Origin of the sequence: Rhodovulum steppense (assembly GCF_004339675.1) — a bacterium.
GTDB classification, from domain to species: domain Bacteria; phylum Pseudomonadota; class Alphaproteobacteria; order Rhodobacterales; family Rhodobacteraceae; genus Rhodovulum; species Rhodovulum steppense.
This window is the reverse complement of record NZ_SLVM01000005.1, coordinates 74,561-91,806: the sequence shown is the minus strand read 5'-3', so window position 1 is coordinate 91,806 and position 17,246 is coordinate 74,561. Positions and strand designations below refer to the sequence as shown.

Here is a 17,246-nt window from a genome sequence, read left to right as displayed (position 1 = left end):
TCATGGCCGTTCCGCAACTCGACCTCGCCGAGCCGCAGACCTCGCCCCACGCTCGCGCGATCGCGGCGGAACTCGCCTGGCTCGGCGAGGTCATCGAGGCGCGGCTCAAGCACTTCTTCGCAGGGCAGGGGACGCCTCTGCGCTTGCCGCCCGCACCGGCGCCAATCACTGGCTCGGCGCTCGGCGCCCTGATCGAAGCGGGGTCACTCACGACCGAGGCCCGGCTGGTGCTGGCGCTGGCCGTCGCGGCTCATGTGAATTCGGCGATCCTCGACCCGTTCTTCGTGCGAAACAAGGCGATCGACCGGATCTTCTCGCAGTTCGGAGGGATCCATGTCGAAACAGGCGCATTCCAGCCCACCGCCGAGACCGCGCTGTTCCTCCTGGCCGGGGCCGAAACCACGGCGCGGATCACGGCCATGGCGGTCTTCGATCCCGATCATCCCCTACGCCGCCGGGCGGGGGTCATGCTGGGCGCCGTCGGCACCGCCGGGCCGACCTATGGCGCGGTTCTGACGATTCCGGTGCATCGGGTCGTGGCGCTGTGCGAGGGAGGCGCGCCGAAACCGGATTTCGCGCCGAACTTTCCAGCGCAGAGGCTGACGACGGGTCTGGGATGGAATGATCTCGTGCTGCCACCCGACATCCAGAACAGCCTGGGACACATCGTGGCCTGGCTAGAGAATCGCGAGCGCATCCTCGGCGATTGGGGTCTCGCGCGCCATCTCGGCCATGGGTTCAAGGCGCTGTTCTACGGCCCGCCCGGCACCGGCAAGACGCTCACCGCCTCGCTTCTGGGAAAGCGCACGGGGCTTGATGTCTACCGCATCGACCTGTCGATGATTGTGTCGAAATATATCGGCGAGACCGAAAAGAATCTCGGGCTGGTCTTCGACATGGCCGCCGAGCGGGAATGGATCCTGTTCTTCGACGAGGCGGACGCTCTGTTCGGGGCGCGCACCGCGACGACGAACGCCCATGACCGCTATGCCAATCAGGAGGTGTCCTATCTGCTGCAGCGGATCGAGGAATGTCGCAGCCTGGTGATCCTGGCCACGAACCTGCGTAGCAATATCGATGACGCCTTCTTCCGCAGGTTCCAGATGGCCATCGGCTTCACCCGGCCGGATGCAGCCCAGCGTGAGCGGATCTGGCGCGGGCTTATGGCGCAGGTGCCGCTGGCGGAGGATGTCGACATGACCGAACTGGCCCGCAGTCACGATCTGGTGGGCGGCGCGATCATCAATGTCGCGCGCCATGCGGCGATCACGGCGATGCGGCGTGGCGCGGCTTCGATCGGCGTCGACGACCTGCGTCAGGCGATTGCCAGCGAGATGCGCAAGGAAGGACGGACCTCATGACAAAGTCCAGTCTCCGGTTCCTGCCGACCCTTTGTGCCCTTGCCCTGGCCGTGATGCTGTCGCTGCTGTCGGCGGGCCGGGCTGCGGCGGCCTGTTCCGACCTTCTGCAATTGTCGGCCGAACCCCGCGGATATGATGTGCGTTCGATTCAGAAGGGGGTGGGCGCTGCCCTGCAGGACCGGAATGAACTACTGCAGGATGACAGGATCGGAAGCTACACCCGCAATGCATTACAGCGGCTTTGCCAGATGGTACCACGGGCGGGGTCGGTGCCCGATGTCATCGGCACGTTGGAACTGACCCTCGAATACGCCCGTCTGTCCGAGCTTTCGGAGGACTGGCCTGCGCTCCTCCTCTCGCCGGATTTCGCCGCGACGCTGGTGTCGCGCGAGGGCGAGACGGCGGCGCCGCTCGCCCTGCGTCTGGCCGCGACGCCTCCGATGAGCGTGGCGGCGCTGGGGCCGGTGGGCGTCGCGCCCGATTGCGGGTCTGCCGACAGGGTCGAACTGGGTACGGCAGCCGCCACGGCAGCCGGGTTGCTGCAGCGTTCCAACGGTGCGGCGCCGCTGTCGGCTCTGTGTCTCGCGCTGCCGGTCCTCGGCGACCTGTCCGCGTTCGCCGCCGGACTCGAATCGCTGGGCGAGATCGAGGCTCTCAGGCCGGGTGCGCTGGCCGACCTGGCGGATCCCCGCTTTGCCACCTGGCTTGCCGAGGCGCCGCGTCAGCGTCTGCTGGGTCTGATCGGAACCCGCGATTCGGTTCTCCACCTCATCGACGTCTATCGCGCGCAGCGCCCGGAACCCGCAGGCGTGACACCCCTGGTCATACCCCAGATTCCGGCCAGCCCCCCACTCGCCGACTGCTTGGTCGAGGATACCGATCGGACCCTGACTTATTTCAGCTTCGGCCAGGTGCAACTCGACGTGCTCACGGGCAGGACAGACGACAAGATCCTCGATCCGTTCCGTGAGCAGAGCTTTGCAAGCGTCGAAGACCTGTGGAGGGCGCTGCGCGTGCCGCTGGAAGGGGTGATCGACGATTGTACACTTGGACAGGCGCGCGCGGTCGTCTTCGGGACCAACCGGCTTGGCCGCCGCTTTGCGCTGGACGCGGATGCAGTGGCGCAGTTCAAGCTCGATCCCGAACGCGCTGAACTCGAGCCGCTGGTCGTGCCCCTGCTGGGGATCCAGGCCAAGCGGCGGGAGGATCTTCTTGCCGGGCTGGAGACGGCGCTTGCCGATCCGATCCGAACTGTGCTTCAGCAGGAAGTGGCGCTGGCCGCCGACACAGCCGCGGAGGCCGCCGAGCCGGTCGAAGGCGTCTTCGACCAACCGCGAGTCGATGAGGAACAGTTCGACCCGCTGGATCTGCCGCCGCTGATTGGGGTGACCGACGCGACCGTTGGTGCGGTCTTCGACACGATCACCAATGAGGCTTTCGTGCAGAAGCTGAACGAGGAACTGATCGCGCAGGCGACCAACAAGGAATTGATAAGGGGCAGGGTCCGGGCACTGCTGAATCCGCTGGTGGAGCCGGAGGTACGCAAGGTGGTGGAGAACCGCCTGCCGCTGGTCGCCGAGGCCATTCGCGATTCATGGACGCTAACGCCTGAACTCGAGGAGGCGCTCCGAACGCTCGGACCGTTCGCGAGCGACGCTGAGGATCCCAGCGCGGCGAACCTGGCAGAGCGTATGCGGCCTCTGGTCGGCGTGGAATACCCGACGAGGCGCCTGTTCGAAGCGGCGCTGCGTAATGTGCCAGGGCAGCCGGGCCAGAGGGTGGACGACCGCCCGCTCTCACCGGAACTGACCAGCCGGATAACGGCACTCGCCTTCCGTCAGGTGACCGATCTCGACAAGCCACGCGTTACGGCGCCGATCGCCGGGGATTGCGGCTGCGTCGCCAAACGGGAATACGGAGATTTCCAGCACGTCTTCGGCTTCTACCCGTTCTGGCTTGCCCCGGTCGCGCCCGATGCCGCCGGAGGCGATCAGAACGCAGCGGCGGACGGAGGGGAGGCCGAGAACGCCTCCCGACCGGTGCCGGTCGATTTCGGGATCTTCAGCGACATAGCCTTCTACGGGCTCGAATTCGCGTTCGAGTTCCCCGGTCAGCCTGCCGACGAACGCAACCTCCTTCTGCGCAACCTCGGCTTCTGGACAAGCGCGAAGCGGGATTTCGTGACCTCGGCGCACCGCCATCGGGCCAGGGCGCATCTGGCCTTCGATCTGCGAGACTGGACGGACTGGAGCGAGGCAGAGATTGCCTATGCCACCAACCAGATCGTCTTTGCCGCGCGGGGCTTTTCCCGTTTCGAGAATGCGTCCTGGGAGGCGATAGGGGACGCGCTGCCCACGCTTTTCGACGATGTGCAACCCGACGGGGTGATCCTGGTCTTCGAGGATTACCGCGGCAATCCGGCGACCGACCCGAATGTGGGCAACCTGATCCGGTTGGTCTCGCGGGTGCAGGACTTGCTGGAAGCACGCGGTCAAACCGTCAACATCGCCTTCGACCTCGCCCTTCTGGACACGTCTTGTACCCAATGCAGGGCCCAACCCTTGATGGACGATCTCAGGGAACTCCTGATCGAGGGCGACGACGGCGAAAAGACGGTGGACAAGGTGCTGATCTTTCTTGAACGGCCGACATCCGATGCCAAGAAACTCCTGCGGGCGCGGATGGATCATGGCGCGTTCCGCGGCACGGAGCGGTTCGAGGTACTGCGCAGCATCATTCCCGTGCTGCCGCCGGCCGGGCACGAGAACGTCTTCCCGCGTCTGCGCGACGGCGAGGCGGCGGACCCGGCGACCGGGAAATTCGGACAGTTTCGCGACGACGTGGTCTATTTCGAGGACAATTTCGCAGGGATCGGCTTCTGGCCGGTGCCTCATCCGGACGCTCCCGAGACCGCCGAACTCTTTCGCTTCATCTCCGAGCAATGGGTCGTGGGTGTCCTGCCATCGAGCCTGGGGGTCTTCGAGAATCGTGCGCAGGCGGTCTGCACCTGGGCCTGTCCGAACCGCGCCTATCTGACGCTTGTCGCGATGGCGGTCTTCTCCCTGGTCGTGCTGTTGACCTGGCGCTCGTATTACAGCGGTCTTTTCGAGCGGATCGCGTTTCGCTGGCATGTCGTCGGGATCGGCACGGCGGGCTTGCTGGCGCTGCTGGTCCTCTTGAGCATTTGCGACCACAAGGCGGTCTGGCCGCCGGTCTTTCTGGGAATGCTGGTGTTCCTGCTGGGCGCGATCCTGGTCTTCGACGTCATCCAACGTGCCCGGAACGGGCCCAGGCCATGACGCGGGGACGGGGAGATCGGACATCTGGCGGCCTGCGACCGGACGGGTGTCCGCGGCAACCGGAAGGTCGGGATAATGGTCCGATAGGAAGGAGAACAGATGACCCGGGCCTTGCCGTCTGTCGCGCGGCCTACCGCCGGACGGAACGCGGCGCGCGTTGACCCGTTCCGGGCTGCGCTCGATCCGCGCCTTGCGGATTTCTACAGAACCTCCGCTGCGAGCAACGTGCCGCGGGGTCTCGCCATTCTGGCACAGGATGCGCAGCAGAGCGCGGCCGTTGCCGTCCAGGCCCGTCTGCAAAGGGCGGCAGATGCGCAAGGGGGTGCGCCCTTCCAGCGGCAGGCGGTGATGACGCCCGAGATGTGGCATTCTCTCAGCAGTCGTGCAGGGCGCAAGCGGTCGGATGCGCTGCTGCGGATAGATGTGGCGCTGATGGAGTATCATGGCACCATTGACAAGGATGTGCAGACCCAGAAGACCGCCGCGGAGGCGCTGCGCACCGCGATCGAAGACTGGATCAGGGACAAGGGCTACAAGGCCAGGGACGGGGCGGCGGTGATCGACAGCAGCCGCGCGAAGGCCGTGGAGGAACTGAAGGACCAACTCGGAAAGAAGATCGAGAAGCTCGACCGCACGCTATCCAAGGGCAAGAGCCGGGGCTCCCGCACCACCTTCACTTACGATGTCTATACGCGGGTCCGGGGGCGGGTGCAGCGGATCCTCGCGGTCGAGCGCCCCTCGATGTGAGGGAACAGATGGTGGACGGTCTCGGCCGCCTGCGCGAGATGGTGCGTGACATCGACCCGGATCATCATCCCGTCGATGCCCTGTGGGACGCCTGCAGCGTCATGATCGCGCTGGCCGAGCGGCATCTGGGCGTTCGCGTCTGGACTGCCAATCATCGCAGCGCCGCCAGGGCGTTGGGGAAATATCTTCCGCGTTTCGAAACCTCGCTCGTGACCGCGCGCAAGAGTCTTGACCACGAAAGCAGTTATGGCCGCCGCCAGAGCGACAGGTTTCGTGCCAGGGCCAGGGACTATCTCGACACCGCCGATACGGATATTGACGTTTTCCTCGACGTGACCGAGCCGAGGGATCCAGAAGGACCGAACTTCGGCATGCCCGAGGCCTATGGGGAGGGAATTGGCCTTGCTGGCGAGGCGCTGAATGCGCTGGGCATGCAGGGCACCGGCGGCAAGGGCAACGAGGGGCTTGAGGATTACTGGAAATCCGAGACAGCCACACGCGACGACCAGCGCAACGCGGCCGCCATGATGAGCGGGCTGCACACAGACGACGCCGCGGCGATGGACCGGCTGAGCGGCGGGGCGGACAGCGCCGCGGGGCTGTGGATGGCTGGCGATCTGGGCGCGAAGATCGCCAGGGAGATCGCGCTGCTCGAGTCGCTCAGGGGCCGGACCGACAAGAAGGCCAAGCGGCAGCGCGCCGGTGCCCGGATGCGTCTTGCGACACTTGGCGTACCAGGTTTCGTGGCCACGCTGGGCAAGGCAGAGGGCGGCGCCATGACCGCCCTGCGCGGGGGCGAAAGCGGGAATGTTCCCGCATCGGCCTTCTTCGGTCGCGACGCAGAGCGCTGTATCGATGTCGGCACCGATTTCAAGCTGGTCGGCGACAGTGTCGGCATCCTCGTTTCGGCAGTCGACTCGGTCACAGCGTTGGTCGACATGGTCCGCGACGGGGTCAAGCGCTGGAAGAAGGTCGAGGGCAATTCCCGCACCGCCAGCGAGAACGCCCAGGCCGGGTTCGACACGGTGCATGACCTCGCTGGCGCCACCAACAAGGTGGCCGACACGGTGTCCAGCGTGATCAAGATCTACCACCAGATCGCGGGGGGCGGGCAGGTGGCCACCGAGTCGGTGGGCGCCGCGACCGAGATGGCACGCGGCGTGGTGAATGGCGTGCCCGTTATCCCGGTCATCGGCCTCATCAAGGGCGTTCTCGACTTTCTGCAGCAGGCGATCAAGCTCGGCCGGGTCGCGGTAGCGGCCAGGAAAGCCAGGCAGAAGGCGGCCGAACTGGTTGTTTCGGGCAGCGAGGCGCTGCTCGAGGCGTTCACCGTCACCAAGGAGAAGTTCGCTAAGCAGATCCAGCGCGCGATTATCGAAATGATCCATGCCGCCACCTCGATGACCGCGGGCGCGCTGACCGTCAGCGGCATGGGCGCGGGGCTGGGCATGGCGTCCAGCATTGCCAAGCTGTTGCAGATCGGCACACGCAAGTTCAAGCAGCATCGCCGCGACAAGGCGGCGGGCAAGCTCACCAATCTCAGAAATCCGCGGCTGCCGCGCTTGATGGCGAAGAGTTCGTCAGCCGAACCCTGGAAAAGACGAAGGGCCGGATTGCGACCGGAAAGCGCATGGGCGGCACCTTCAACAAGGACAAGAGCACCGCGAACAAGGCGTTCCGCTATCGCCACGCGGCGCTGGAGATCCTTCGCGCGCCGGATGCCGAACAGAAATGGTTCTTCAAGGCGCTGGGAATTCAGCGCGACGTGCAGCAGGTCTGGAACGACGCGGGAGTGACCAACAAGCGGCAGGCGATCCTCAAGCTGATCGTTGCCAGTCTCAAGGCGCGATGACGGCGCAGGAACGGGGAACGATGGCAGACATCGGGGATTTCGTGGCCGCGCTGAACGGGGTAGGGCTTCGACCCGTTCTGGTCGACGAACCGGACGAGGCACTGCACATCGCCGTGCCGTTTCCGGACAGCGATGTCGGCAGCGATCCGGTGCTGCGCATCAACCGGCTCGATTCGGTCGATGGCGATCTCGAACTCTGGCAGATGGTAGTGGTGTTTCCCGCTCGGGCCGAAAGCGAAGCGGCCTATGAGATGACGCAGGCGATGCTGAACGCGGTCAATGCGGCCTTGGTCTTCGGCAAGGTGGTCGGTATCCGCGACGAGGGCATGGTCTATTTCAGCCATAACCACGCCACCGACACCGGGGACTCGGTCACCCGCAGCGGGCCGCCGCTTGTCGCCTTTCTGCTCGAGACCCTGGCGATGTTGTCACCGGCGATCTGCGGGCGCTCGCAACGTTGTGTCCCGACGAGCCCGACCCCGAGGAGGTTCTGGGTGAACTTGAGGCCGCGGAGCGCGCCCTGCGTGCCCTTCTTGAGCGGCTCGAAGTCGGCGGAGACTGACGGCGTGATCGACGAAGCGTCGCGTCGCTCAGTAGGTTGCGATCGGGCATGCGCAACTGTGCGAGAGTCAGCGTGCGCCAGCCATGACAGACGCGACGAATTATTCGCCTCCACCACCGTATCGCCGCAGATGTCGTTTTCTGGTCGTGAACCCGGAGCTCGAGTGGGATCCCACCTTCCATGACGGTCAGCAAGGCGCCACGCCTTGTCCTGCGCCACATCATGATGTGTGCCACTATCGCATTCGAGACGCAACCGGCCCCGGAAAAGGAGAAAGCGCAGTGGAATCTGCGCTTTCTCGATTCCTGCTTGACCCAGGCGACGCTTTTGGTGCTAGCGTTTCGAGAACTGGAAGCTGCGGCGGGCCTTGCGGCGGCCAAACTTCTTGCGTTCCACGACACGGCTGTCGCGGGTCAGGAAACCCGCGGCCTTGAGCGGCGTGCGCAGGGTGGGATCGTAAAGCTGAAGCGCCTTCGAGATGCCGTGCTTGACGGCACCGGCCTGGCCCGACAGCCCGCCGCCCTTTACGGTGGCCATCACATCGAACTGGTCGACCACACCGGCTACCTGAAACGGCTGGCGCAGGATCATCTGCAGCACCGGGCGGGCGAAATAGGCGCTCATGTCCTTGCCATTCACCGACACCTTGCCCGAACCCGGGCGGATCCAGACGCGGGCGACCGCATCCTTGCGCTTGCCCGTGGCATAGGACCGTCCCAGCTCGTCGCGGACCGGAGCGGCAGGTGCCTCGGCATCGGCCATCACGGTCGCGTCGCCCGAAACGGATTTCAACTGGTCGAGGGATTTGAGATCTTCGGCCATCACGCGCTCCGGGTGTTTTTCTTGTTCATGGACTTGACGTCCAGCACTTCGGGATTCTGCGCGACATGCGGATGCTCGGCCCCGGCATAGACGCGCAGGTTGGTCATCTGCTGGCGGGACAGACGGTTGCCAGGCAGCATGCGCTTGACCGCCGCGGTCACCACGCGCTCGGGATGGGCGCCCTCGAGGATCTGCGCCGCGGTGCGGTGCTTGATCCCGCCGGGGTGGCCGGTATGCCAGTAATAGCGTTTGTCCGCGCGCTTGTTGCCGGTCATCTGCACCTTGTCGGCGTTGATGACGATCACGTTGTCGCCCATGTCCATGTGCGGGGTGAAGGTCGGCTTGTGCTTGCCGCGCAAGCGCATGGCGATGATCGAGGCGAGACGGCCGAGAACGACGCCCTCGGCGTCGATCACGATCCATTTCTTCTCGATATCCGCCGGGGTAGCGGTGAAGGTCTTCATTTCTCTTGCCCTATTGCTGGGAGGTCCAGGGGGCGGGGCAGGGCCCGGCCCCGGTCGGGATAGCGGAGTTCTAAGCATTTCGGCCGTGCAGTCAAGGGAGGCGACCTTCGAAAAAATCAATGTTATCAATTAATTGAAAAATAGGTATCACATTACCCCAAAAAATGCGTCGGCATTTCCACTGGGTGCTGCGGGTCCGGTCGCCCTGAAAGAGGCCGGGGGGTATTGCCTCCGGACCCCCAGGATACTTCCAGCCACAAGAAGACAGAACGCCGCGAGGGTCATGTGAGTCCCGCCGCAGGATCCGGCCGACGTTGGATTCTAGTCGGCCGACTCGTCGGCGGGCTCGGAACTCGGTTTGAAGGAGCGGGTGAGGAAGGCGGGCATGTGGTCGCCCATGCCGATCACCGGGCCGTCCCGGCCGGGCTTGGGGGCGCGGCGGTCTCGGTCGGTCCGCTCGCTGCGTCCGGCGCGGTCTGTTCTGTCCGGCCGGTCGGGTCTCGGCTCGGCGGGACCGGGTTCGGCCGTGCGCCGAGGGACATCGCGCTGCTTTTCCCGCGGGGTGGCGGTCGGGGGAGAGGCCTCCCTTTCGCGCCGGTCACCAACTGCATCACCGCCCTTGAGCGGACTTTCGACGCGGGGGATTTCCTTCTGGACCAACGCCTCGATCGCGGCGAGGTATTTCTCGTCATGCGGCACGCAGATCGTCAGCGCCTTGCCCAGCCGACCGGCACGGCCGGTGCGACCGATGCGGTGGACGTAATCCTCGGCGTGCGAGGGCACGTCGTAGTTGAAGACGTGGGACACGGCGGGAACGTCGAGGCCGCGCGCGGCAACGTCCGATGCGACCAGCAGCCGAAGTGTTCCGGCACGGAACGCATCCAGCGTGCGGGTGCGCTGGGACTGGTCCAGATCCCCATGGATCGGCGCCGCGTCATAGCCGTATTTGGTCAGCGACTTGGCGACGATATCGACCTCGGTCTTGCGGTTGCAGAAGATGATCGCGTTGGTGCAGGCTTCGCCCTCGCGGTCGATCAGCGCGCGCAGAAGGGCGCGTTTTTCCTTTGCCTGCATGTCCTTGCGTGTGGCGATGTAGCGGACGACGCCTTGCTCGATGCTTTCCGCGGTGGTGGCGCGGCGCGCGACCTCGACCTTTTCGGGCGCCGAGAGGAAGGTGTTGGTCACCCGCTCGATCTCGGGCGCCATGGTGGCCGAGAAGAACAGCGTCTGGCGGGTAAAGGGCGTCAGTTGGAAGATGCGCTCGATATCGGGGATGAAGCCCATGTCGAGCATCCGGTCGGCCTCGTCCACCACCATGATCTGGACGCCGGTCAGCAGAAGCTTGCCCCGCTCGAAATGATCGATCAGGCGGCCGGGCGTCGCGATGAGCACGTCCACGCCCTTGTCGATCAGCGCGTCCTGCTCCTTGAAGCTGACACCGCCGATCAGCAGAGCCTTGGTCAGCTTCGTCTTCTTGGCGTAGGTGTCGAAATTCTCGGCCACCTGCGCGGCCAGTTCCCGGGTCGGCGCCAGCACCAGGCTGCGCGGCATGCGCGCCCGCGCTCGGCCACGGCCCAGCAGCGTGATCATCGGCAGCACGAAACTGGCGGTCTTGCCGGTGCCGGTCTGGGCGATGCCCAGCACGTCGCGGCCCTGGAGAGCGGGAGGTATTGCGCCTGCCTGGATCGGCGTTGGCTCGGTGTAGCCGGCGTCGGAGATTGCGGAAAGCACCTTGGGGTCAAGCCCCAGATCGGCGAAAGTGGTCATGTGGGTCCTTGGCGTGGTTGCGGCTTTCGATGGCCGCTCCGTTCCGCGCGGCCCGACCGGCCGGATTGCCGGTCTCGTTCTCGTGTCAGGGTCATTAGGGCATGGGGACGGTTTCGTCAAGGTTCGCTCCCCCGGCGACCGAACGGCGCTTGACCGCGTCAGAGGAAGAAGGCCGTGATGAACAGAATTTCGGCCAGTATCAGCGTGTAGCCGACCAGCGCGGCCAGCCCGTCGCGCGACGACAACGCCAACCCCAGAACGACCACATGCAACGACAGCACGAAGGGAAAGCCCGGGATCAGGCCGACCAGTGTCATGACCGCCCCGGTCAGCAGCAGGATCAGCGCGATCGCACGGCGCGCCACCGCGCCTTCGACCAGGAAGACGAGGCGAGGCATCAGATGCGGGCGCAGCCACAGCGCCCAGCGCTGGGCCCGGGCGACCGAGACGGCCAGCATGTGCCCCGAAAAGCTGACCCTTCCCAACCGGTCCGGCACCCAGATCTCCTGGGCGCCGGTCATCATGCGCCCGCCGATCAGGATCAGGAACAGTGCCACCACGTTCGGCACGCCGGGGATCATTCCCGTCGGCAGGATCAGCATCCCCGCCAGCAGGACAAGCAGCGGACCGAAGCCGCGTGGCCCGATGGTCTCGACCAGATCGTGGACGCTGACCCGGTCGCGGGCAAGCGCCAGCGCGCCGAGGTCTTCCAGCAGGGACGAGATGATCCAGTCGTCGTCAGCACGCATTGCGTTCGGCCGCCCTGCCGGGGAACTGCGGTATCAGTTGCCGGGGCGGCCGGTGGCACCCCATTTCCGATGTCGCGCCGGTTTGGCGCAAAATCAAGGATCGTGCGGTATCGCTGTAACCTTCGCGTGTTGACAAGGGTTTGAACGCACCGGCATTGGAAATCGAAGAGGCACCAATCCGGGAGGAGTATCATGGCGTATCGGTCGGTCAGGGGGATGGCGCTGGCTGGCAGCCTGCTTGCGGGCTTTGCCTTGGGGCCGGGGGCGCTGGCGCAAGGCGACGTTGCCGCGGTTCCGGGTGACGCGGCCGGGGCGCGGGTCATCGGCGAGGCGCTTGTCACCGGAACCGACGGATTGAGGCAGGACGTTGCGGAGGGCCTGCGCCTGCTCGAGGAGGCGGCGGCGGGCGGCGATGTGGCGGCCCGCGCGAGCCTGGGCAAGATGTTGCTTGACGGGATCGTGGTTCCTGCCGATCCGGCGCGGGCCAGGGCGCTGCTGACTACGGCCGCCGAGGCGGGCGATGTCGATGCGATGCGGGTGCTGGGCGATAACCTCGTCGGCGGCTGGACACTTGAGCGCGATGCCATGGCGGGCCGGGCCTGGCTGGACCGCGCCATTGCGGCGGGCGATGTCGATGCGCGGATCGCGCTGGGTGGTTTTCTGCTTTACGGGATCGGCCTGGACACCGACCCCGAAGCGGCCCTTGTGCAGTTCGAGGCGGCGGCCGAGGCCGGCAATGGCGCAGGGTTGGAAAGCTATGGCGAATGGCTGATGTGGACTCGGCGGGGTCCTTCCCGGGCCGAGGCCTATCTCCGGCGGGCGGCCGAGATGGGGCAGGCGGGGGCTTGGACCAAGCTGGCGGAGGGAGCGATGTATGGCTACCTGGGCGCAGACTCGCGCTCCAAGTTCCCGGCCTTCGCCGAGCGCGCCCGGGCTGTCGGTCAGGACCGTGTCGCCGTGCTCGAGGCCGAGCGGCAGATGTGGGGCATCAGCATGCGGGCGAACGGTCCCGCGGCGCTCGCGATGCTTGATGAGGCAGTCGAGCGGGGCAATGCCGAGGCGCTTAAGGCGCTGGTCGCGCTGAAGCGCGACGGCAACGGGATGAACGTGCGCCGCGACCAGGCCGGGGCCCGCGAGGCGCTGGACCGCTACGGCGAACTGTTGACCCCCACCGAGGCGGCCCAGTTGGGCCTGAGCCTGCGGGTGGCCGAGGCGCGCACGCCGCAGGATTTCGCACCGCTGGCCGAGGCGCTGGGCATGGTCGGGCCGCTGCGTTCGACATGGTTCGCGGGGCAGCTCAACGCCGCCAACCCGAATTTCGCGATCTACCTGCTGCAGAAGCGCATGCGCGACGAGGGGCTTTATGCAGGTCCGCTCGACGGCGTCGCCACGCGCGAGACGCTGCGGGCCATGTTCCAAGCCTGTCACATGCTGCCCGACACGTCGGGCTGCGCCGACAGCGTGATGAACCCGCGCGTCATCGCCGCGCTGCTGACCCGCTGAGGCGGCAGGGGCCGCGTGAGCGGTCCCCGCGCCCGAGTTCAGACCTGCATTTCCTTGGTCGCGCTCAGGCTCAATTCCGGGTGGTCGCGGGCCACCCGGTCGATATCCCATTGCAGCCGCGTCATGTAGACCACGTCACCATCGTTGTCCGTGGCCATATGCTGCTTGTTCTTCTGGGTGAACGCCTCGACCGCGGCCTTGTCGCCATGGACCCAGCGCGCCGAGGTAAATTGCGATGGCTCGAACCGCACGGGCAGACCGTATTCCAGCTCGATCCGGCTCGCCAGAACCTCGAATTGCAGCGCGCCCACCACGCCCACGATGAAGCCGGAACCCATCATCGGCTTGAACACCTTGGCGGCGCCCTCCTCGGCGAATTGCATCAGCGCCTTGTCCAGATGCTTGGCCTTCATCGGGTCGCCCGCCCGGCAGACCTTGAGCAGTTCCGGCGCGAAGCTGGGAATGCCCGTCACGCGCAGCACCTCGCCTTCGGTCAGCGTGTCGCCGATGCGCAATTGCCCGTGGTTCGGGATGCCGATGATGTCGCCCGCCCAGGCCTCTTCCGCCAGTTCCCGGTCGGCGGCCAGGAACAGCACCGGGCTTGAGACCGTGATCGGCTTGCCCGACCGCACATGGGTCAGCTTCATCCCGCGCTGGAAATGCCCAGAGGCCAGCCGCACGAAGGCCACCCGGTCGCGGTGCTTGGGGTCCATGTTGGCCTGCACCTTGAACACGAAACCCGCGACGCGGGATTCCTCGGGGGCGATCTGGCGGGGTTCGGCGGGCTGGACCTGGGGTTCGGGCGCATAGGCGCCGATGCCCTCCATCAACTCCTTGACCCCGAAGGAATTGATCGCCGAGCCGAACCAGATCGGCGTCATGTGCCCTTCGAGAACCTGTTGCGGATCGAGGGGGGGCAGAAGCTCGCGCGCCATCGCCACCTCCTCGATCAGCTTCTCGCGCAGGTCGTCCGGGACATGCTCGGCCAGTTTCGGGTCGTCCAGCCCCTCGATCCGGATCGATTCCGCCACGCGGTTGCGGTCGGCCCGGTCCATAAGTTCCAGCCGCTCGTTGATCATGTCGTAGCAGCCCAGGAAATCGCGGCCCATCCCGATCGGCCAGCTTGCGGGCGTCACATGGATCGCCAGCATTTCCTGGATCTCGTCGATGATCTCGAACGTGTCGCGCGCCTCGCGGTCCATCTTGTTGCAGAAGGTCAGGATTGGCAGATCGCGCAGGCGGCACACCTCGAACAGCTTCTGGGTCTGGCTTTCCACGCCCTTCGCGCCGTCGATCACCATGATCGCGGCATCCACCGCCGTCAGCGTGCGGTAGGTATCTTCGGAAAAGTCGCTGTGGCCGGGCGTGTCGACCAGATTGAAGCGGTACTTCCCGTAATCGAAGGACATCGCCGAGGCCGAGACCGAGATGCCCCGGTCCTTTTCCATCTGCATGAAGTCCGACCGCGTGCGACGCGCCTCGCCCTTGGCGCGCACCTGTCCGGCCATCTGGATCGCGCCGCCGAAAAGCAGGAACTTCTCGGTCAGCGTGGTCTTGCCCGCATCGGGGTGGCTGATGATGGCAAAGGTACGCCGCCGGGCGATTTCCGGGGGCAGGGTGGGGCGGTTCTTGGGGGCGTCCAGCATGGGCGCGGATATAACGGCGGGGGCAGGGGGGCGCAATCGTCCCTAACGCGCGATCAGCAGGTCGCAGGGCGGGTCGCGCATCGTGTCGTTCGCAAGGCTGCCCAGGATCGAGGGCGCGGCACCCGCCCTTCCATGAGCACCCATTGCGATCAGATCGGGCTGCAGCGCCTCGATCCGCTCTGCCAGCACCCGATGCGCCGGTCCCTCGACGATCTCGACCTCGCGCAGGTGGGCGGGCAGGACGTGGCTATCGCGCCACGCGGCCAGCCGCGTCAGGGCATCGGCACGCAGGGGCGAGGGCGTGCCGGGCGCGGGCTCGGGCGCGAGAAAGCCGCGATAGGGAACATGCAGCGCATGCAGCCCATGGATGTCGGCCTCTGGCGCAAGCTGTGCGGCGAGTCCCAGCGCCGCGGTCGCGGCAGGCGCGAAGTCGAGCGCGGCCAGCACGGTCGCATAGGCGTGATCGACCGGATCGCGGACCAGCAACACGGGGCGTGGCGAGTGACGCACGATCCGCTCCATCGTCGTTTCGCGCAGGATGTCCAGAAAGGCGCGGGGCCTGTGCAGCCCGAGGATCACCAGAGCCGCGTCCAGTTCCGCCGCCAGCGTCGGGATCGCTTCGGACGGATCGCCCAGGACGATCCTGGTGTCGTGGCTGACCTCGCCCGAGTAGGGGATCGAGGCGGCGAACTGGGCCAGCCGCAGTTCGGCCGCGGCGTTCATCTGGCCCGCGATCTCGGCGGGTAGGTCGGCGTCGATCACCGAGACCAGCACCAGATCGGCCCCGACCCAGCCCGCCAGCCGGAATGCCCGCTGCACCGCGCGGTCGGCGCGCGGACTGAGATCGGTGGCGACGAGAAAGGTTTTTGGCATCGGTGGTCTCCGTCTGAGTGCCGTCAAAGGATCGGGCGGCGCGGGCGGACCTGTCAAGCGCACCGGCGGCGCGCGATTGCGGAGCGGAGCGCAGGCGTTATGCTGGCGGCTGCGCGCGGGGTGGAGGGGCACGCCATGAAGACGGTTCTGATCGCCAACCGCAAGGGCGGCTGCGGCAAGACCACGATCGCGGTGACGCTGGCCGCGGCGCTGGCGGATGGCGGATGGCGGGTGGCGCTGGCCGATGCCGATCCGCAGAAATCGGCCTGGCGCTGGCTTCGTCGCCGCCCCGCGGATGCCGCGCCGATCAGGGCACTTGACTGGACGGCGGCGGGGGCGCTGGGCAGCGGCACCAAGGGTGCGGACTGGGTGATCGTGGATGCACCCGGCTCGATCTACGAGGACGACGCTGCGGCCCTGGTGGCCGAGGCGCGGGCGGTGGTGGTGCCTGTCCTGCCCTCGTTCTTCGATGCCGATGCGACGCGGCGCTTTCTGCGCGAGATCGCGGGGATCAAGCGCATCCGCAAGGGCAAGGCGGGGGTGGAACTGGTGGCCAACCGTGTCCGTCCGCGGGGGCGTGATGCCAAGCGCATTGCCGCCTTTGCCGAGAAGATCGGACAGGTGCCCGTGGCGACGATCCACGAGCGGGTGGCCTATTGCGATCTGGCCGAGACGGGGCTGACGGTGTTCGACAGCAACCGGAAGGTCTATGCGCCGATGCGCGCGCAATGGACCCCGTTGCTTGGGGCGCTGACGTCCTGATAGGTCGCGCGGGTGGGTCGTTTCTGCCGAACGGGCGGGAAAGGAGGGGTGTTCATGGATCTCGGGATTGAGGGCAAGCGGGCTCTGGTCTGTGCCGCATCGAAGGGGCTTGGCCGGGGCTGCGCCGAGGCGCTGGCTGCTGCGGGGGCAGACCTTGTGCTGAACGCCCGCGGCGCGCAGGCACTGGAGCGGGCCGCGGCGGCGATCCGCGCCGCACATGGCGTGACGGTGACCGCGGTTGCTGCCGACATCACCACCGAGGAGGGCCGCACGCGGGTGCTGGCGGCTGCGGGCGAGGTCGACATCCTCGTAACAAATGCCGGTGGCCCGCCGCCGGGGATGTGGACCGACTGGGAGCGGGCGGATTTCATCGCCGCGCTCGACGCCAACATGCTGACGCCCATCGCGCTGATGAAGGCGCTATTGCCCGGCATGATCGCCCGCGGCTGGGGCCGGGTCGTCAACATCACCAGTCAGTCGGTCAAGGCGCCGATCCCGGTGCTGGGGCTGTCGAATGCCGCGCGGGCCGGGCTGACGGGCTATGTCGCGGGCACGGCCCGGCAGGTTGCGCCCCATGGCATCACGATCAACAACCTGCTGCCCGGCATTCACGCCACCGACCGGGCCAATGCGCTGGACCGTGCGGTGGCCGAGGCCGAGGCGATCACGCTTGACGAGGCCCGCGCCCGGCGTGCCGCAACGATCCCCGCCCGGCGCTACGGCACCCCGGCCGAGTTCGGCGCGGCCTGCGCCTTCCTCTGCTCGCAGTATGCGGGGTTCATCGTCGGGCAGAACATCCTGCTCGATGGCGGTGCGGTGAACGCGACGCTGTAGCCTTT

Annotated in this window: 14 protein-coding genes; 8 read left to right on the top strand and 6 right to left on the bottom strand. The window is 66.5% G+C overall.

The annotated features are described in order from the left end of the window. The first annotated feature begins 2 nt into the window (after positions 1-2). The 5 genes from EV216_RS04715 to EV216_RS04695 all read left to right on the top strand — a co-directional run bounded on the left by EV216_RS04715 (position 3) and on the right by EV216_RS04695 (position 8,005). Entirely contained in the window at positions 3-1,361 is a 1,359-nt protein-coding gene (locus EV216_RS04715; protein ID WP_132693915.1) for an ATP-binding protein, read from the top strand. Next, positions 1,358-4,660 carry a hypothetical protein gene (locus EV216_RS04710; protein WP_132693914.1) on the top strand — a complete coding sequence of 1,101 codons (3,303 nt, stop codon included), beginning with the start codon at positions 1,358-1,360 and terminating at the stop codon, positions 4,658-4,660. The genes EV216_RS04715 and EV216_RS04710 overlap by 4 nt, the downstream gene beginning before the upstream one ends. A 99-nt stretch (positions 4,661-4,759) precedes the next feature. Next, the gene (locus EV216_RS04705) at positions 4,760-5,407 is read left to right on the top strand and encodes a hypothetical protein (RefSeq protein ID WP_132693913.1); all 648 of its coding nucleotides are present in this window, start codon (positions 4,760-4,762) and stop codon (positions 5,405-5,407) included. Positions 5,408-5,415: 8 nt separating this feature from the next. Then, positions 5,416-7,203 carry a hypothetical protein gene (locus EV216_RS04700; RefSeq protein ID WP_165899147.1) on the top strand — a complete coding sequence of 596 codons (1,788 nt, stop codon included), beginning with the start codon at positions 5,416-5,418 and terminating at the stop codon, positions 7,201-7,203. A gap of 76 nt (positions 7,204-7,279) precedes the next feature. Next, positions 7,280-8,005 carry a hypothetical protein gene (locus tag EV216_RS04695; RefSeq protein ID WP_132693911.1) on the top strand — a complete coding sequence of 242 codons (726 nt, stop codon included), beginning with the start codon at positions 7,280-7,282 and terminating at the stop codon, positions 8,003-8,005. Positions 8,006-8,154: 149 nt separating this feature from the next. Here EV216_RS04695 and rpsI read toward each other — a convergent pair whose 3' ends face one another. The 4 genes from rpsI to EV216_RS04675 all read right to left on the bottom strand — a co-directional run bounded on the left by rpsI (position 8,155) and on the right by EV216_RS04675 (position 11,623). Further along, on the bottom strand, positions 8,155-8,643 hold the full coding sequence (gene rpsI / locus EV216_RS04690) for a 30S ribosomal protein S9 (RefSeq protein WP_132693910.1): 489 nt from the start codon (positions 8,641-8,643) through the stop codon (positions 8,155-8,157). Next, entirely contained in the window at positions 8,643-9,107 is a 465-nt protein-coding gene (gene rplM, locus EV216_RS04685) for a 50S ribosomal protein L13 (RefSeq protein WP_132693909.1), read from the bottom strand. The genes rpsI and rplM overlap by 1 nt, the downstream gene beginning before the upstream one ends. 321 nt (positions 9,108-9,428) lie before the next feature. Further along, entirely contained in the window at positions 9,429-10,874 is a 1,446-nt protein-coding gene (locus EV216_RS04680) for a DEAD/DEAH box helicase (protein ID WP_132693908.1), read from the bottom strand. Positions 10,875-11,032: 158 nt separating this feature from the next. Further along, positions 11,033-11,623 (bottom strand): exopolysaccharide biosynthesis protein, encoded by a 591-nt coding sequence (locus EV216_RS04675; RefSeq protein ID WP_132693907.1) that lies wholly within the window; start codon positions 11,621-11,623, stop codon positions 11,033-11,035. Positions 11,624-11,815: 192 nt separating this feature from the next. Here EV216_RS04675 and EV216_RS04670 point away from each other — a divergent pair, with 192 nt between their 5' ends. After that, complete coding sequence (locus tag EV216_RS04670) at positions 11,816-13,126, top strand: tetratricopeptide repeat protein (protein ID WP_132693906.1); 1,311 nt, start codon at positions 11,816-11,818, stop codon at positions 13,124-13,126. Between the two features lie 38 nt (positions 13,127-13,164). On the opposite strand, the gene EV216_RS04665 is transcribed toward EV216_RS04670, so the two are convergent. Then, positions 13,165-14,772, bottom strand: coding sequence for a peptide chain release factor 3 (locus EV216_RS04665; protein ID WP_132693905.1), 1,608 nt, complete (start codon positions 14,770-14,772; stop codon positions 13,165-13,167). Positions 14,773-14,814: 42 nt separating this feature from the next. Continuing rightward, positions 14,815-15,645, bottom strand: a complete 831-nt coding sequence (locus EV216_RS04660; protein ID WP_132693904.1) for a universal stress protein — start codon at positions 15,643-15,645, stop codon at positions 14,815-14,817. Positions 15,646-15,780: 135 nt separating this feature from the next. Between EV216_RS04660 and EV216_RS04655 the strand changes: the two genes are divergently transcribed. Continuing rightward, positions 15,781-16,407, top strand: coding sequence for a ParA family protein (locus tag EV216_RS04655; protein WP_132693903.1), 627 nt, complete (start codon positions 15,781-15,783; stop codon positions 16,405-16,407). A 54-nt stretch (positions 16,408-16,461) separates the two neighbouring features. Then, a complete protein-coding gene (locus EV216_RS04650) occupies positions 16,462-17,241 on the top strand; it encodes an SDR family oxidoreductase (protein WP_132693902.1) in 780 nt (259 codons plus the stop codon). The last annotated feature ends 5 nt before the right edge of the window (positions 17,242-17,246 follow it).